General features: G+C 63.5%; 16 protein-coding genes. 5 read left to right on the top strand and 11 right to left on the bottom strand.

From position 1 onward, the window contains the following. Positions 1 to 21 precede the first annotated feature (21 nt). Positions 22 to 186, top strand: coding sequence for a rubredoxin (gene rd / locus AAK988_RS08830; RefSeq protein WP_135970482.1), 165 nt, complete (start codon positions 22 to 24; stop codon positions 184 to 186). Between the two features lie 110 nt (positions 187 to 296). Here rd and AAK988_RS08825 read toward each other — a convergent pair whose 3' ends face one another. Both AAK988_RS08825 and AAK988_RS08820 read right to left on the bottom strand, forming a co-directional pair. After that, positions 297 to 707: a hypothetical protein gene (locus AAK988_RS08825; RefSeq protein WP_369873580.1), complete on the bottom strand. Its 411-nt coding sequence runs from the start codon at positions 705 to 707 to the stop codon at positions 297 to 299. Between the two features lie 232 nt (positions 708 to 939). Further along, a complete protein-coding gene (locus AAK988_RS08820) occupies positions 940 to 2,571 on the bottom strand; it encodes an FAD-dependent oxidoreductase (protein ID WP_369873579.1) in 1,632 nt (543 codons plus the stop codon). Positions 2,572 to 2,845: 274 nt separating this feature from the next. Between AAK988_RS08820 and AAK988_RS08815 the strand changes: the two genes are divergently transcribed. Beyond that, positions 2,846 to 4,291: a LuxR C-terminal-related transcriptional regulator gene (locus tag AAK988_RS08815; RefSeq protein WP_369880627.1), complete on the top strand. Its 1,446-nt coding sequence runs from the start codon at positions 2,846 to 2,848 to the stop codon at positions 4,289 to 4,291. Positions 4,292 to 4,323: 32 nt separating this feature from the next. On the opposite strand, the gene AAK988_RS08810 is transcribed toward AAK988_RS08815, so the two are convergent. The 9 genes from AAK988_RS08810 to AAK988_RS08770 form a co-directional block, all read right to left on the bottom strand. After that, positions 4,324 to 4,446: a hypothetical protein gene (locus AAK988_RS08810; protein ID WP_369880626.1), complete on the bottom strand. Its 123-nt coding sequence runs from the start codon at positions 4,444 to 4,446 to the stop codon at positions 4,324 to 4,326. Positions 4,447 to 4,710: 264 nt separating this feature from the next. Continuing rightward, positions 4,711 to 5,154, bottom strand: coding sequence for a type II toxin-antitoxin system VapC family toxin (locus AAK988_RS08805; RefSeq protein ID WP_369873577.1), 444 nt, complete (start codon positions 5,152 to 5,154; stop codon positions 4,711 to 4,713). After that, positions 5,135 to 5,419, bottom strand: coding sequence for a type II toxin-antitoxin system RelB/DinJ family antitoxin (locus AAK988_RS08800; RefSeq protein ID WP_150838739.1), 285 nt, complete (start codon positions 5,417 to 5,419; stop codon positions 5,135 to 5,137). The genes AAK988_RS08805 and AAK988_RS08800 overlap by 20 nt, the downstream gene beginning before the upstream one ends. Before the next feature lie 112 nt (positions 5,420 to 5,531). Further along, positions 5,532 to 6,407, bottom strand: coding sequence for a bifunctional hydroxymethylpyrimidine kinase/phosphomethylpyrimidine kinase (locus AAK988_RS08795; RefSeq protein ID WP_369873576.1), 876 nt, complete (start codon positions 6,405 to 6,407; stop codon positions 5,532 to 5,534). A 296-nt stretch (positions 6,408 to 6,703) separates the two neighbouring features. Beyond that, the gene (locus AAK988_RS08790) at positions 6,704 to 7,855 is read right to left on the bottom strand and encodes an ATP-binding protein (protein WP_289636068.1); all 1,152 of its coding nucleotides are present in this window, start codon (positions 7,853 to 7,855) and stop codon (positions 6,704 to 6,706) included. 324 nt (positions 7,856 to 8,179) lie between these two features. Continuing rightward, entirely contained in the window at positions 8,180 to 9,241 is a 1,062-nt protein-coding gene (locus AAK988_RS08785; protein ID WP_136435828.1) for a nucleoid-associated protein, read from the bottom strand. A 24-nt stretch (positions 9,242 to 9,265) separates the two neighbouring features. Beyond that, positions 9,266 to 10,150, bottom strand: a complete 885-nt coding sequence (locus AAK988_RS08780) for a GH25 family lysozyme (RefSeq protein WP_135971685.1) — start codon at positions 10,148 to 10,150, stop codon at positions 9,266 to 9,268. A 158-nt stretch (positions 10,151 to 10,308) separates the two neighbouring features. After that, complete coding sequence (locus AAK988_RS08775; RefSeq protein ID WP_369880625.1) at positions 10,309 to 11,130, bottom strand: ABC transporter permease; 822 nt, start codon at positions 11,128 to 11,130, stop codon at positions 10,309 to 10,311. Next, the gene (locus tag AAK988_RS08770; RefSeq protein ID WP_369873574.1) at positions 11,127 to 11,867 is read right to left on the bottom strand and encodes an ABC transporter ATP-binding protein; all 741 of its coding nucleotides are present in this window, start codon (positions 11,865 to 11,867) and stop codon (positions 11,127 to 11,129) included. The genes AAK988_RS08775 and AAK988_RS08770 overlap by 4 nt, the downstream gene beginning before the upstream one ends. A gap of 400 nt (positions 11,868 to 12,267) precedes the next feature. On the opposite strand from AAK988_RS08770, the gene AAK988_RS08765 reads away from it, so the two are divergent. The 3 genes from AAK988_RS08765 (at position 12,268) to AAK988_RS08755 (ending at position 15,650) form a co-directional block, all read left to right on the top strand. Next, the gene (locus AAK988_RS08765; protein WP_369873573.1) at positions 12,268 to 13,431 is read left to right on the top strand and encodes an ATP-binding protein; all 1,164 of its coding nucleotides are present in this window, start codon (positions 12,268 to 12,270) and stop codon (positions 13,429 to 13,431) included. Continuing rightward, a complete protein-coding gene (locus tag AAK988_RS08760) occupies positions 13,419 to 15,071 on the top strand; it encodes a hypothetical protein (RefSeq protein ID WP_369873572.1) in 1,653 nt (550 codons plus the stop codon). Before AAK988_RS08765 ends, AAK988_RS08760 begins: the two co-directional genes overlap by 13 nt. 105 nt (positions 15,072 to 15,176) lie before the next feature. Continuing rightward, a complete protein-coding gene (locus tag AAK988_RS08755; protein WP_369873571.1) occupies positions 15,177 to 15,650 on the top strand; it encodes a hypothetical protein in 474 nt (157 codons plus the stop codon). Positions 15,651 to 15,888 lie beyond the last annotated feature (238 nt).

Raw genomic sequence — 15,888 nt, 5'->3', positions numbered from 1 at the left:
ACCTTGAAAGAGAGGCCATCCATGGACAAGTACATCTGCGATGTGTGCGGCTACATCTACGACCCCGAGGTGGGTGATCCCGATGGCGGCATCGAGCCCGGCACCGCCTTCGCCGACATTCCCGAGGACTGGGTCTGCCCCGTCTGCGGCGTCGGCAAGGACGACTTCTCGCTGTACGAGGAGTAAGCGCGACGCCGATGGCTACTGCAATGCAGCCGACAACGACGCGGGCGCCCCTTTCTCGGAGCGCCCGCGTTTCGTTTCGGCAATGGGAAGACCGAGCACCCTGCGAAAGGCTACCGGTCCTTGTTGGAGCACAGAAGCAGGATGCCGGCTACCAGCGAGCAGAAGATCAGCGTGCACACCCCGAAGGCCACAGTGTTGGCCTTGGTGCCCTTGTAAATGCCCCAGCTGATAACGGCCATGGGAATCATCCACGCCAGCGGGATGATGAGCCAGCACGAGCCCACGAGCGACAGGATAACGAAAATGAACGCCACGAGGCGCAGCGTGCGATCGGTGTCGGTCATGGGGTACAGAGCCGCGGGCGCCGCCGGAGCCACGGGCTGGGCGTACACCTGCTGATAGGCCACCTGCGGCTGCTCGTAGCTGGCCTGGTAGGGCTGCTGGGGCGCAGCCTGATAGGACTGCTGACCCTGGTAGGAATCGTAGCTTTCACCCTGCGGCACATTTTGCGATTCGGTCATAGCAGATACCTCCTGTATCGAAATGGTCTACCGCCAGTATAGCCGCTTTCCCTCCTTCCGTCCTTACACGACGGCTTTCAATGTCGTAAGAAAGCGAAGGCCCGCCGGAAGCGGGCCTTCGCCAAGGGGAGGGCGAGAACATGTGAGTGCAGGCAGCACACCCCGCGAGGGCGGCGACGGGGGACACGTCCCTTGGAAGCGGTGCGAAACCCGACGGCCGCCCCGATGCCGACTAGAGCGCGGCCACGTGCTTGCCGGCGAGGTAGCCGCCGGTGATGGCGCGGCCGATGGAAAGGCCAAGCACGTCCATGGGGTAGTCCACGCCGCCGTAGAAGCAGCCGGACACGTTGCCCACGGCGAACAGGCCTTCGATGGGAGTGTGCTCGTCGGCCTTCAGCACCTGGTTGTCGGCGTTGATGAGCAAGCCACCGATGATGGCCGACAGGCCCATGCCGAACTCGTGGGGCACCACGATGAACGGCGGAGTGTCCACAGCCCGCATGAAGGTGGGATTCTTGCCGAAGTCGTCGTCGGCGCCCTTGGCGCACAGCTCGTTGTAGCGGTCCACCGTGGCCTGCACGGCGGCCGCATCCAGCTTATAGGCGCCGCTCTCGGTGTCAGCGGCCATGGCGGCGCAGGCTTCCTCGATGGTGTTGCCCTCGTAGTACCACATGCAGTTGGAGGCATCGATCTCCGGATCGATGGCCTTCCATTCCGCAATCTGATCCTGCCACTTCGCATCCACGATGGTGTACAGGTTGCCGGCAGCCGCATCGCCATCGGCCTCGTGGATGTAGTCGCGCACGTAATTGTTCAGGTAGCCCTGCATGGGGCCCTCGCACATGAAGCGCTCGCCCTTGGCGTTCACCAGCAGATGCGGCGTGTCCACACGGCCGACGCGGGCATCGTGGATCATCTTCGTATGGGTGGTCGGCTCAATTTCGCCGCCGGCCCACACGCCCATCTTGTGCCCGTCGCCGGTACGATTGATCTGACACGGCGGGAACTCCTTGATGTCGGGGCAGTAGTAGGCCACCATCTCGGGATCGCACTGGTAGTCGCCCGTGGCCAGGATAACGCCCTTGCTGGCGTTGAAGAGCACGTGTTTGCCGTCCTCCTCGCACACCACGCCGGTCACGCGGCCCGCCTCGTCGGTGACGAGCTGCACGGCCGGGCAGCTGTAGAAGAACTCCACGCCCGCCGTCTCGGCGCCCGGGGCGATGGCCTTCACCACTTCGTCGTGGCCGATGCGGAAGTAGGTGTTGGCATGCAGGTACACGTCGTAGCCGTTGATATGCAGCACACGGTCGGCCTGGGGCTCGTCGGGGTTCACCTCGATGCCACCGGCCGACGCAGCTTCCTTGAACCACGCCAGGGCCTCGAAGGAGTTGTCAGCCCAGGCCTCCAAGAGAGCCCGGTTGCTGCGGTGGTCAGCCAACTTGATAAGGTAGCTGATGAGCGCCTGCTTGCCGGCCTCGCTCGTCTGGTTCAGATCGATGCCAGCAGCCATGTTGCCCTGGGAAGAGGGCGTGGCCTCGCGCTGCACGCAGGCAATCTTCGCGCCGGCCTCGGCGGCAGACAGTGCGGCGGCCATGCCGGATACGCCGGCGCCCACGACAACCACTTCGTAATCGCGCGTCTCGTCGAACTCGGTGATGGGCTCGGGCGGCACCAGGAAGCTCGGCGTGCCATCGGAGGCCGCAGCGCCCTCGCCCGTAGCGGCCGTCGGGGTGCCGGACGGCTGCGGGGCGCACCCCACAAGCGAGGCGCCGGCCACGGCTGCCGTGGCAAGGCCGCCGATCTTGAAGAGGCTGCGACGGCTGATGGAGCCGGCGGTAGCGTTGGGCATGGTTTGGTTGTTCATGGGAACCCTCCTGTAGTTTCCACTTTCCCTTCCCGCCCCGGCCCGTCTGCGGCGACAGCATCCGAAGCGGCTCTCGGGCTCCCACTATGGCCCGCCGAGGGACCGCGCACATCCCCCGTTGGGCTCTTTGGCTGTTTATCTTTGTAAACAGGTGCTATAAACACCCGATTTACCAGGGAATATACCTTCAGGCCGTTGAGGGCTGTCAGCGAAACCGCAGCCGTCCTGCGCCCCGCGACCGCTATAATAGGGAACGTCTTCAGGGGGGCACGACGTGAGAGGGAAAAGCGTGGCTCACAGCGACAACGATGACAACAGCAGATGCCCGCGATCGCTCGGGCATCTGCTCGACATGCCCCTGGCCTTCCTCGGCTTCGCCCTGTGGCGGGCTTGGGTGTCGCTCTCCTATGCGAACCCCGCCGCGCTTCTGCCGGTGAACGTAGCTGGCGGTAAGCTCCCTTACGATATCGTGCTGGCCGCCTGCGCCGTTGCCATCGCCCTGTTATCGCCGCGCCTAGCCCCGCTGGCGGGAAGGCGATGGGCTTTCCGGACCGCGGCCCTGCTGCTCGGCGGCTCCACCGCCGTCAACGTCGCCGGGCTCGTCCACCCCGAGCTGACAGCTGCCCTCGCTCCCATCGCCACCGTGGCCGCCGGTATCGGATCGGCGCTGCTCATCCTCCTTTGGTGCGAGATCTACAGCTGCCTGGCCCCCACCCGCGTGGCCCTGTACTACTCCTTGTCCATGGCGGGCGGCGTGGTGCTCACCTTCATCCTGGAAGGATTCCGCGACCAGTATCTCTACGGGGCCCTTATCGTGCTCCCTGCCCTTTCCGCGGCGCTGGCGTGGCGCTCCTACCAGCGCTACATCCCGACTGAAGATCGTCCCGTACCGTCTGAGCGTCGACTCATCCCCTGGAAGTTCTTCATTATCCTGGCCCTATTCGAACTGGTGGCCACCTACAGCGGTGCTCAGATTCGCGGGCAGTACGCCGCGCTCATGGGCTCGCACTCCACCTGGACGACCCTCATCTGCGGCATAGCGCTGTTCGTATGGGTGTGGCGCTTCTCCAACCGCTTGCCCCTGTCCACCCTCTATCGGGCTCCGACCCTGCTCATCTGCTGCGGCCTGCTCGTCGTGCCGCTCTTCGGCCTCGGCGGCAGCGTGGTGGCCAGCTTCTGCATGGCCCTGGGCGTGGGGCTGTTCAACGCCATCGTGTTCCTGTTTCTCTGCGACATTGCGAAGCGCTTCGGCGTGAGTGCCCTCTTGCTGTTCGGCATCGAGGAATCGCTGCTGCTCACTGGCTGGATCGGCCACGAAGGGGCGCTGCTGTTCGACGGCCATAGTCTGTTCGGCACCTTGGGACCCGCAGTCGGAGCCCTGGGAGCCATAGCCGTCATCGCCGTAGTGACGGTCCTCGTGCTGAACGAGCGCGAGATCGGCGAGCGCTGGGGCATCGCCTTTTTGGGGAAGCGACCGCCCGAGGAAAACGAGCGCACCCGATTGGCCCGCCGCTGCGCCGCCGTGGCCGAGCAAGGGCACCTGACCCCGCGCGAGCGGGAGGTGATGGAGCTTTTGGCCCAGGGCAAGTCGCTTTCCGGCGTGGCCGGCGAGCTCATCATCGCCGAGGGCACCGCCAAGGCCCACACCCGCCACATCTACGAGAAGCTCGGCATCAACACCCGCCAAGAACTGCTCGATCTGCTCATGGCGGAGAACTAGGAAACACGGCTGCGAAGCCTCCTGTTTTGCGGTCACGCCCCGAGCATTGCCGGCAGAGCGGCCGCTCGGCCCGCCTCATCGGGGGCGATGCGGATGCGATCGGGCCACGCGCCAGCGAGCAGAGCCTCGGCATCGTCGGCCAGGTAGTCGCGCACGACCACGAGGGCATGGGGAAAGGCCGCGGCCGGACCGGCTCGTCCAGCGGCTTCTCGTAGAGCACCACGTTCGAACGCTTTCCGCTTACCAATCGAAAAACGTTCGAAAACGGGGCATTCTACGAATAGAAACCGGAAGCCTATTCTCCGTCCAGAGCACCCAAGCTATTTCCCCGAACCATACTCACAAGTGCGCGCTTCTGCTCGCCGAGGGTCCTAAGCCGTTCAATGCGCTCCCCAGACGCGATTTCGCTCTCCCCGCTCCTACCAGTCAATCTCCTCGTAGATGAAGCCCTGCTGCTCGAGGCGAGTGAACAACTCCTCGGGCGTAACCGCCTCCACCTTCGAGGCGGCGAAACCCTTCACGTTGCGCGTGACGATGTAGTCGGCACCTATCTTCTCGGCGCAGCGGGCCACCAGACAGTCCTCGAAATCGTTCCATCGTGCGCGAAGGGCCACCTGGGCATCCTCGGGCGTCACGCTCACAAGCTTCAAGAACGAGAGGTTGTTCTCCAGCATAGCCTGGGCCCCGTTACTTCCGAAGTCCTTCCGCAGCAGATAGAACAAATCTGTCAGCATGCTCACGCTGATGTAGGTGTTCGCTTCTCCCACAATGCCGAGCAGGCACGCGCGCCGCGACAGCTCGTAGAAGGGCTCGCGTCGCTGGATGTGGTCGAGCACGATGTTGTTATCGAGCATCAGTTCCATAGCGCTCCCCCAATCGCTGGGCACGAACCTCGTCGTCGGAAAGCGCAGGCCCCGTCGTATGGCAGGCGTCGAACGCGGCGACGCGACGGCGGATCTCCTCACGAGAGGGCTTTTCCTGAGCCTCGAAAGGCAGCGCGTCGTGGCGCACCGCGTAATCGAACAGACGCCGCACTGCCGCCGAGGGCGTGTAGCCGCACCTTTGCATGACTGCGGCCCCCTGCTCCTTCACCGCGCCGTCCAAACGCACCGTGAGTACCGATTCCATGGCGACCACCTTCCGTATGACATGTCATACATTCTAGATGGAAGAAGAACCGCTGTCAAGGAAGAGGGGCTGCATCGGATCACCGCGCAGCCCCTCCTCACCTCCTTTTCGCTCAGCCCAAAAGCGCCGTCACCTTCCCCAAGAGGGGCTCGAAGGAGACACCGCGGGCCTCGAAGTCGGGTTGTTTGGCGGACACCACCATGGCGTCGGCGGTGAAGTCGGCCGCGAAGGCCGTGGCGCAAGCCAAGTCGCGACCGGCCATGACCGCAGCCAGGAGCGTGCTGGCGAACACGTCGCCGGTGCCGTGGAGCATATAGGGGAGTTTCGCGTTGGTGGTCTCGGTGAAATCAACCGAATCACCCCACACGTAGTTGTGGATGAGGCCATCACCGTGCTCGATACCCTTCAGCACCACGTTCTTCGCGCCGCGCTCGCGCAGGGCCCCCATGATAGATCGCACGGTCTCCCCGTCTACGTCGGCACCTTCCCATTCGCGACCCAGGATAATGGCAGCCTCGGTGAGGTTCGGCGTGAGAATGTCGGCCCCGTCGGCCAGGGTGCCCATGGCGGCCACGAGTTCGGTCGTGTAGGTGGGGTACACCTTGCCGTGGTCGGCCATCACCGGATCCACCACGCGCAGCGCGTCCGGGTAGGTGCCCCATACCTGCTTGATGATGTCCACCTGCTCGGGTGCACCGAGAAAGCCCGAGTACACTGCGTCCAACTCCACGCCGATGCCGGCCCAGGCGGCCAGGTAGTCGGCAAGGATGTCGGTCGTGTCGTGCATGTACCAGCCGGGAAAGGCCGTGTGGCTGGAAAACAGGCCCGTGGGCACCGGGCACACATCGCAGCCGGCCGCCGACAGCACGGGAATGGCTACGCCAAGCGAACACTTGCCGTAGCCGCACAGGTCATGGATGGCTGCAACGCGGGGAATATAGCCCTCGCGTCGCTCGTAGAGGGCCGTTGCCTGGGGCGCATGGGTCATAGGAATGCTCCTTCCACTGGGTAATCGCAGCCGATTCTACCCCTTGCGCCGCAGGCACGACCCTAGGTTTTTCCGAACGCCAGCGAACTGTTGGCGGCCAGAGGCCAAGGCAGAGCCGTAGTCGCCACCCCGTCGCAGTCGCCGCTGCCGCCAAGGCCGAGCAGAAGCAGCGTGAGCAGATGGCGAAGACGGCGAACTCTGTCGTCGGTCAGATTGGCTGCGAGGCCGGCCGCCAGCTCATGCGCGGCCTGTTCGGCAACTTACGCCGGTAGAGGATGAGCCCTAAAACACAAGCACTAGAATAACCATGCACCTGGCGTCGACGTAGCGTTTTCGTCAGCAAATTCTTCCTCAAGAAGATATTGACCCAGATAGGGAAGGTTAAAGCGAACGAATCCGCGGCCATCCGCCACAATAAGCCGTCGGTCGATAAGTCGCTGGCGCATCATGGTGCACTGAGACGGCTCCTTTTCCAAGGCTGCGGCAATCTTCCGCGTTTCAGCGCGTCCATCAGCATCAAGAAGCAATGCCATAGTGTGGAGATATCCCCGCACCCCATTGCGCACAGGCCGCAAAGCTGCCTTGAGTACATTTTCGCGATAGGCGGCATAGGCGGTCATCTCAGCCACCGCCACGTCTCCTGGCCCCACAGATACCCGCTGTCCTTTTTGGCAGTCACCAGCTACTTCGACAGCGTAAAACCCAATGAGCTGCATAAGGTAGGGATACCCTAAGCTGAAGCGGGCCATATGATCAATGGCCTCTTCGTCAGCGACCAAGTTCGTGCTCAGCGCCAGTAATCCACGAAAAGCATCGTAGGTCTCATCAATGAGTAAGCTTGAAAGTTTGATGTCAAAAGCTCTCTCCATAAATGTGCAACCACGATAAGTGGCTATTTTCTCTTTCGATTCGGGCAGACCGGCCAGCACGAGCATAACTGCGTAGCCTTTTCGCATGGCCATCTGAGCGCCCGTGCAAAGTCCCTCCGCATCGCGCTCCGACATCTTTTGCGCTTCATCCACTGTAATGAGAATCCCCCTGGGCGAGCGCAATCCATCAAGCTTTTCTTGGATCAAATCGGAAAGGTCGATGCCCGTGAAGCTTGTAGATAACGTCGTGGACACTCCCCCCAACGTTACGCCGAATGCTTCCGGTTGCGCGTTTCGCGTTTCTTCTCGCTGGGTACCGCCGGCGAGTTTTTTCACGGCAGACATGAGAGCATCTTCAGCATGAACATCTACAGCAAGCCATTTGTGAGCTATGGCCAGTTCGGAGACCTGCTCAAGAAGTGCCGTTTTTCCGCACCCGCGGTTACCTGTAATGAAGAGAGCGCGATGGGGGCTAAGGCTGTTATCCAAAGCGTCTCCTACCAGAGAAAGCTCAGATCGGCGACCAAAAAAGTGCTGAGGCTTACCACCAAAGGCTGGAGTAAAGGGGTTCTGGCACATGATTTCACCTCACTTGTCCATTCTCTAAGAGTGCTTATATAAGTAATATACCACTAAGCTATAAATATACCGTATACGCAAAAATATACCTCAGTATTATCGCACGCGCCACCCCTTTCCCGTGTTCGGCGATATAAACAGCTGTTCCCTGAGACGGGCAACGGTGTAGCCCCTCAAAAGGTACTCGAGCACCTCAGACTCCCGCGGCAATAATCCGAATGCCCCGGGAAAACGCCTCAACTTGGGAGATGGCGGTTTTGACGTTTTCCTTTTCGGCACTTGCGAGAATCGCCATAATGTTGATAAGGTCTTGGCGTTAAACCCCTAGCGGTTCTCGATGGCGCCGATGTTCTTCAGCGCGATCTCGATGCGGCCATCCGGCGTGCTGAAGAACTCGATGAAGTCAGGGTTCTCGCCGTACTCGGCCGGAAAGGTCAGCTCGATGCCCGTGTCGGTGCGAATCTTGTGGTTCTTGGTGACCCGCTTCGCCACGGCCTTCTCCACCACCACGCGCTCGGGAATGGCCCCGGCGTCCACCGCGCGATCGAAGCGCTCCTGGAGCACCGGCTCGTCGGCGAACACCTCGCGTCCCAGCTCATGGGCGTCCACCTCGTCGGAGTCCTCGGCGTTCTCGGCCACGTAGGACTTCGCGCGGGCGAGCGCCCGGGCCGTGTTCGCCCCGTATTCCTCGGCCACTTCCTCCACCACGGTGGTCACGGCCTCGAGCACTTCCTTGCTCGAGGCCTCCATGGAGCACTGCAGCAGGCCGTCGGGAATGAGCCAACGCTTCTCGCCGGCAATCTCGCGCTCCTTGTCCACGAACCACACGGTCATGGCATCGCCGTCGATGAGCGCGAACGACGCCACCTTCTGGGACGGATTCGGCAGAATGGCATGGTGCCGCGCGATGGTAGTGGCCGCATCGCCGAAATCGTTGGAGCCCACTTCGTGCATGTAGGCCTGACGGGCCTCCAGCAATATGATGGCGAAGTACCGCGTGCCGCGGCCCTTGAAGGCGGCCTCGGCCTCCTCGTCGGTCATCTCGCGCACCGTTTGGTCCAGGTCGCCCTCGAAGTCGATGACGAGCAGGTCGGTGGAGGGGGTCTTCTCCATACGCGACAACTCGCCCACGAAGAACTCGCCGATCTGCCGGGTAAGCCCCACGAAGTCGCGCTCGCCGCGGAAGTAGGCCCGCAGCTCCTCGGCGAACAGGCTGTTCTCGGCGAAGGTGCCGCGCTTGCTGTCCAGATTGCCCACGGCCCGCTTGGCCTGGCTCGTCACGTAGCGCTTCGCTGTCTTGTTGCCCAAGTCCATCTCCGTCTGGGCGAACACGTTCACACAGGACACGAAGTCGAACACATGGAGAATGGCCTTGTTGATGTTCATGAAGCTCCTTCTATTGAGTTTCTTCTAGGGGGTCTCGAGCCAGATGTTCAGATCGGCGTCGGTGTCGATGCCGGGTACGGTGCCCTTGTTGGTGTACTGCCAAATGGCGAAGTTGAAGGTCACCGTGGGATCGTCGATGCCGTACTCGGCGAGCCAGAGCGGATAGGTGGCCCGCTCCTCCACCGACAGGCGCATGAGATCCTGCTGATTGCCGTAGATCATGGGCGAGAAACCGGCCTTCTGAATATGCTCGCAGAACGCCCGCGCGTTGGCGGCGAACTGGTCGGGCGGCAAGTCGTTGGCCCGGGCGCCCTCGATTTCCACGGGCTCGTGGTCGTAGGCCACCATGTGGAAGGTGACGCCTTCGTGCTCGGCCTCGCGCAGCTGCTCGATGGCGAAGGCGGCCTCTTCGCGGGCCTCCGCCTCGTCCAAGGACTGGGAGAAGAAATAGGCGCTCACGGGAATGCCCGCCGCCTGGGCCCCGATGGCGTTGGCCAGGAAGAACTCGTCCACGTCCAGCTTACCCTCGGTAGCGCCGCGGTTGCCGATGCGCACGAAGGCGAACTGAGCCCCGGCCCCCGCCACGGCCTCCCAGTCCACCGTGTGCTGGTGCTCGGAAACGTCCACGCCCCACCGGGAGCAAATCTGGTCGTTCTCGTAGTAGACGGGCCGGCCGCCATCCCAAATGAGGTTGTCCCAGTTGTACGGGCAGGGAACTTCGGCGATCTGACGGGCCTGCACGCCGGCTTCCGAACTGCCGCAGCCCGTCAGCAGGGTTGCCACGGCGCAGGCGCTCGCCCCTAGAAACGTCCGGCGCGTGAGCAGCGCCGCGACCGGTGCGATCTCGGGCGCCGTCTCCCCCCGCTGCGCGGGGGCGCAGGAGCGCGGAGCCATGGTTCGTGCCGGCACGGTAAAGCCTTCTTTCCCAAAGAACTTAAAAACTGACGGCGCCTATTGTAAACCACCTCCGGGCCCCGTGAGCCCCTCCACGCCGATCACAGACGGGAATAACCCGCTCATCGCCGCGGCCCGCTCGCCCGCCGCGCCTCGGCCGCAGGTAGATCGGCCTAGCGTCCCGAACCCCGGGAGCCCATATCGTCGCGCAGGGCAGGGTCGAGGAAGTAGCCCTCGGTCGCGAAGCGCTTCTTGTAGGCGAGGAAGCACATCACGACGATGGACAGCGTAGTGGCCGCCGACACCATGAGCAATACGACGATCTGGTACTTCGCCGCGATGATGGGGTCGGCGCCGGCGAGGATCTGGCCCGACATCATGCCGGGAATCTGCACGATGCCCGCAGCCGACAACTGGGCGAGCGTCGGGGTCATACCCGCGCCCACCGCCGCCTTGATGGAGGGAAACGCCGCCTCGCGCGGCGTGGCGCCCAGGGCCACCATGGTGTATATCTCGCTCGCCCGCGAATCCATGGAGGACAGCAGCCGGTCGGTGGCCACGGCCGAGGCGGACAGCGTGTTGCCCAGCATCATACCCGTTATGGGCACGAGCTGCATGGCGTTGTACCACGGATCGGCGTGGATAACGCCTTCCACTACGATGAACGAGATGGCGAGCGACGACACCGTGATGGAGGCGAAGGTGTCGGCCCACAGGCCGCCCATGACGTTCTTGGTGCGCCCTGTGGCAATCTGCGTGGCCGCGATGCACATGCCCACGAGCACGAGCCCCACGAGCCACCAGGTCTGATAGCGGAAGAGGTACACGAGCAGAAGCCCCATGGCCAGAAGCTGCACGAAGGCTCGCACCGTGGAGACGGCGATGCGCCGAGTCTGACCGAGCCGCAGCCGCCACGACACGATACCGGCCACCAGCATGAGCAGGCTCGCCCCTACGAGCTCCCCGTAGCCGATGTTCACCACGCCGCCGGTCATCGGCTTGCCCCCTGCGGGGCACGGACCGCGGCCCCCTCCCCCGCCACTGGGGCATTGGAGGCAGTCGCAGGATGGGCCTCGTAGCTGATCGCGCCATCGGCCAGGGTGAACGTTCCGCAGGCGTAGCCGTCGTCGGCCCGGTGGCGAATACGCAGGCAGGTGGTGGCGCCGGTCAGCAGGGCTCGGGTCAGGCGGCTCACCGCCACAGCAGATTCCTCATCGAGGGCCGCCTCCACCTCGTCAAGCAGCATCACGGTCGGGCGCGTGGCGAAGGCCCGCAGCAGCGCCACCCGGGCCTGTTGGCCGCCCGAGAGCTGGGCCGCACTGTGGTCGAGGGTCACCCCGTTAAGCTGCGCGAGAGCCAGCAGCTCCTCGAGGAACTCATCGCTCGGCGGCTCCGTGCCGGCATTCACCTTCAGCGTCCAGGGAAACCGCAGATTGTCCCGCACGGTGCCCGGCACCAAAGCCGAAGCCTGGGGCACCAGGCACACACGCCGGCGCCATTCGGTGGGATGAAAGCGATCGAAGGGCACGCCGTTCAAGGCAAGGGATCCACCCGAGCGCGGCAGCATGAGGGCGCAGGCCGCCAGCAGCGTAGACTTCCCCGACCCCGACGGGCCGGTGAGGTTGTACATCCGGCCGCCCTCCAAGGCAAGGCTCACGTCCGAGAAAGGGGCGAAGGGCTCTCCGTTGCGCTGGTATTGCACGCCGATATGTCGGGCTTCAAACACGGTCATGGCCCCATGCTACCCGACCCCGCCCGCCGCGGGGGCGGCGCGCCGCCAACCGTGACCTCCCCGGCAACTGGCGGCACCGCGCGAACCAGTCGGCAGCCCGCAAACGCCAGCCCCGAGGCAGGGAGCTGCCGCAACGCACGTCAGCCCTCAGGCGGCTCCCCCGGAGGCGGCGGGGGCAGGCAGCCGTCGAGCACCTCGTTGAACTCCTGGCGGGTGTGCACGGCGAACTTCGCGTAAATGCGGCTCGCATGGGCCCGGGCCATCATTTCGCGGCGCTGGCAGCAGTTTCCGCTTTCGCACAGTCACCCCGTGGTATGTGACGGTATAAAATGAGTGCAAGTAGTGTAAAATTGGTGCAAGTGGTGCAACGCAACATGCGACACTTCGAGGAGGTGCATCCATGAACCCCTTCAAGCCTACTGCCGGCAAGATGCCCCCGGTTCTCGTTGGGCGACAGAATATCATCGAGGACTTCCAAGAGGCGCTCGACAACGGCGCCGGCGCTCCTGGCCGCCTCATGCTCATCATGGGACAACGCGGCTATGGAAAAACCGTCATGCTCACCGAGCTGCGCCGCCTCGCAGAGCAGCACGGCTGGATGACCATTTCCGAAACGGCCTCCGAAGGCCTCACCGCGCGTCTCATAAGCGCCCTCACACCCAAGGGCTGGCATATGGAACGCGCCACCGTCAGCCCGTCCGTAGACATTCCTGGCATCGCCTCCGCAAGCCTGGGCAACGCCTCCATCTCCTTCGATGACACAGCGGCGCTCACTCTACGGCGCGCCATTGACGAAGCTCTGGGCAGCCGTAAATTGAAGAAGGGGGGCGGGATCCTCTTCACCATCGATGAGACCCAAGCGGCCACACCCGAGGACCTCATTGCCATCGCCACCGCCGTGCAGCACGTCATCACCGACCAAGATCTCTCGGATCTTCCCGACAGCCAGAAGAAGGGCGTTGCCTTCGCTTTCGCAGGGTTGCCGTCCCTTGTGGACGAGCTGGTGAACAACAAGGTGCTCACCTTCCTGCGCCGATCCCTACAACGACATTTGGGCGATGTCCCCCTCCCTGATGTGAAGAACGCTCTTATTGAGTCCTTTGCCTCCTCGGGCAAGGAGCTGGGCGAAGAGGCTGCCGCTCGCTGCGCCCGGCTCACATCGGGCTATCCCTACATGATCCAACTGGTGGGCTACTACGTTTGGCAGTCGGCACAGCGAGACAAGCGGGACGTTGTCACCGAAACCGACATAGAGCGAGGCTTCGCCGACGCGCTCCAGGCCTTCGGCGATGCAGTGTGTGCGCCGGCATTCGACGCCCTGCCGTCTGCAGCTAAGAAGTTTGCCTGCGCTATGGCGGAGGACGGCCCCGAGCCATCAAAAGTAGCCGATATTGGCGAGCGTGCGGGAAAAAGCCGCAGTTGGGCCAACAAATATCGAGAGCTCCTCATTGCAGAGCGGTTCGTAGAGCAAACTGATTACGGCTACGTCCGCTTCACTATCCCCCATATGGCCCAATACCTGTCTCACCGTTGCACCGAGAAGAGGTCCTCATGCACGATCTGAACAAAACCATGTTCTACAAAACCTCCTTCGACATTCGCACGACGGATGAGGGCGACGATGCCCTGTGGAGCCTTCTGTGCAGCCTGCGGGCGTGGGCCACGCGCAAGTACCCGGCCCTTCCCCGGGAAGCGGCCTTCTGGAGCGCCCTCAAGCGAACAGGCCGCGTGCCCTTCCAGGAAGGCTGCCCCGTCCGTTTCCGTTCGGAGCTGTGCCTGGAAGACGGAGGGAACCACTGGGCCCTCACCATCGAGGAGATCGCCGAGGAGCCCGGTGCGGCCCCGCGTCACTGGACGACCGAGATCTCCTTCGCCTGGACGGCCGTAGATGCGGGCTCGGTGGCCGTCGCCCTGTCCTATGGCGACACGCCGGGCTTCCTCGGTCCCTGCCAGCCCGAGCCCTCGCTCACTTTCCCCGGCTTCATCCGGACCATTCTGGAAAACGATCGCCTTGTCAGCACCGCCTCGGGCCGGCCTTTGTCCCTTGAGCCCACCTTGCTGCACGTGGGGCAGTTCAAAGATCTGTGGAACCTCATCGCCGATGGCGAGCGGGAGACGCCCCTCGTGTACATCAGCCCCCGTTTCGAGCCCGGCAGCGACGAACCTTCCTTCGCTGTAGACCCGAAACGGGTGGCCGCGGCCTTGGGCCCCTCGGCCTTCGTGTGCTATTCCCAGGACGGGGCATTCACCCAGGAGATGTGCGCATGCATTCCCGACCTGGCCTTTCGCTGCTGTCATGGCACCGTACGCGTATACACCGGCCGTCCACGCGTGGAAGAGCCCGGCGACGCGGGCCGCCACCGCTTCTTCCCGGCCCGAGACATCGAGGCCATGGGTGAGGAGGCCTTCATCGGCATCCTGCGGCGGGCGCTGGCCCAGGACGTGCACTTCTACGAGACCATGCTGCGGGCCGACGGAGTGAAGCGGCGCCGCGCCTGGCTCATCCACACGAAGCGGGTGAAGGACGAGTCCGTCTCGGAAGCCCTGGACATGGTGGAGGCGGCCGAGGAGGAGAAGGCCGTCGCCGTCGATCTTCTGGAGGAGCTGCACCGCGAGAACGACCAACTGAAGGCCCGCAACGACGAGCTCGAAAGCGAGCTGTACCTGGCCCAGGCGAAGGCGACGACCCTCGAGGGCCAGCTCAGCCGGGCGGGGCGGCAGACAGAAAGCGCCAACGACCTGCATTGCTGGCCGCTGCCCTATGAAGATATCCTTCGGCTCTTCTGCGCGCACCACGGCGATCGCGTCGATTTCACCGATCGCGCCTATCAGTCGCTGGGCGATTGCATCACGGAGCCGGCGTTGGTCTGGAACGCCCTGCACGACCTGTGCGCCATCGCATACCCCCTCTTCGCCTCCCGCGATGCCGGCGACTACGCCAAGAAGTTCAACAGCCAATCGACCTTCGAATTGAAGCGAGGCGCGGGCAAGATGACCCGCAAGGACAGCCGGCTCATGGCCCAGTACCAGGACACCTACCAGGGGCGCGAGATTAACGCGGAGGCCCACCTTGCGAAAGGTAACGACGATGCCAGCCCCAACAGCCTGCGCCTCTACTTCGCCTTCGACGAAGAGACCGGCCGCATCATCGTCTCGCACATCGGCAAGCACCTCGACAACTATTCCACCCGCTACCTGAAGTAGGCGATACGACCCGAAGAATCGCGCCACAATCGCGCCAATCGCGCCACAATCGCGCCATAATCGCGCCATAATCGCGCCATGGCGCAATTCCGAAAGGACGGATTCATGGACGCACAGCAAGCACTCGCACGCTTCCAGGCGAAGGACGGAACCGGCACGTGGGAGGTCTTCACCTGGGGAATTGCGGTTAACGGCAAGCGCTACCACTTCACGAGGCAATCCCACATCGTGTGCGCCGGGCTGCCCGGGCGCACCGAGAGGCGCGTTTGCCAAACGGAGGAGAAGGACGACGGCTTCGGCGCCATGGCGGCCCTGGCCGTCTATCAGGAAACAGGCAGCCTTTCAGACGCCGGCCTCACCGCCTGGGCCCTGGGAGGCTCGAGCATCAGCACCCACGTCGAAACCCGGGAGATCCCCGGCAGCGTAACCCTCTCCATCGGGCACCTGCGTGTTGGCCGCAGCCGAGGGCATTCCCTGCGCTATCGGGAAGACGGCCGCTGGGTTCAGGTGGACGCCATCCAGCACTTCGCCGATGCGACCCTCGCCGCCATCCGAGCCTATCGCACAGGCGCGCTGTAGCGCCTCTGTCAACTCATTTCCTCGCAGACAAGGCCGTGGACGCCCTGGAGGTGGATGAGAAACCCAGCAGCCGCCCCTGGGCATTAGCCCTTATTGGGCTATCGGTAGACCACTTGCAGAGGTATCCTACGGCAGAAGGATTCAAGCCAGCGGGCATTTTTTGAGTTAAGGCTCAAAAAGTGTGCTCCCCACGATGAGTAACCGCGAGGTCGTGCTCGATAAATCGACGCCGCAAGTT

The sequence above is a fragment of the Adlercreutzia muris genome, assembly GCF_041223505.1.
In the GTDB taxonomy this organism is placed as follows: Bacteria; Actinomycetota; Coriobacteriia; order Coriobacteriales; family Eggerthellaceae; genus Adlercreutzia; species Adlercreutzia muris.
This window is presented reverse-complemented; position numbering and strand designations above follow the sequence as displayed.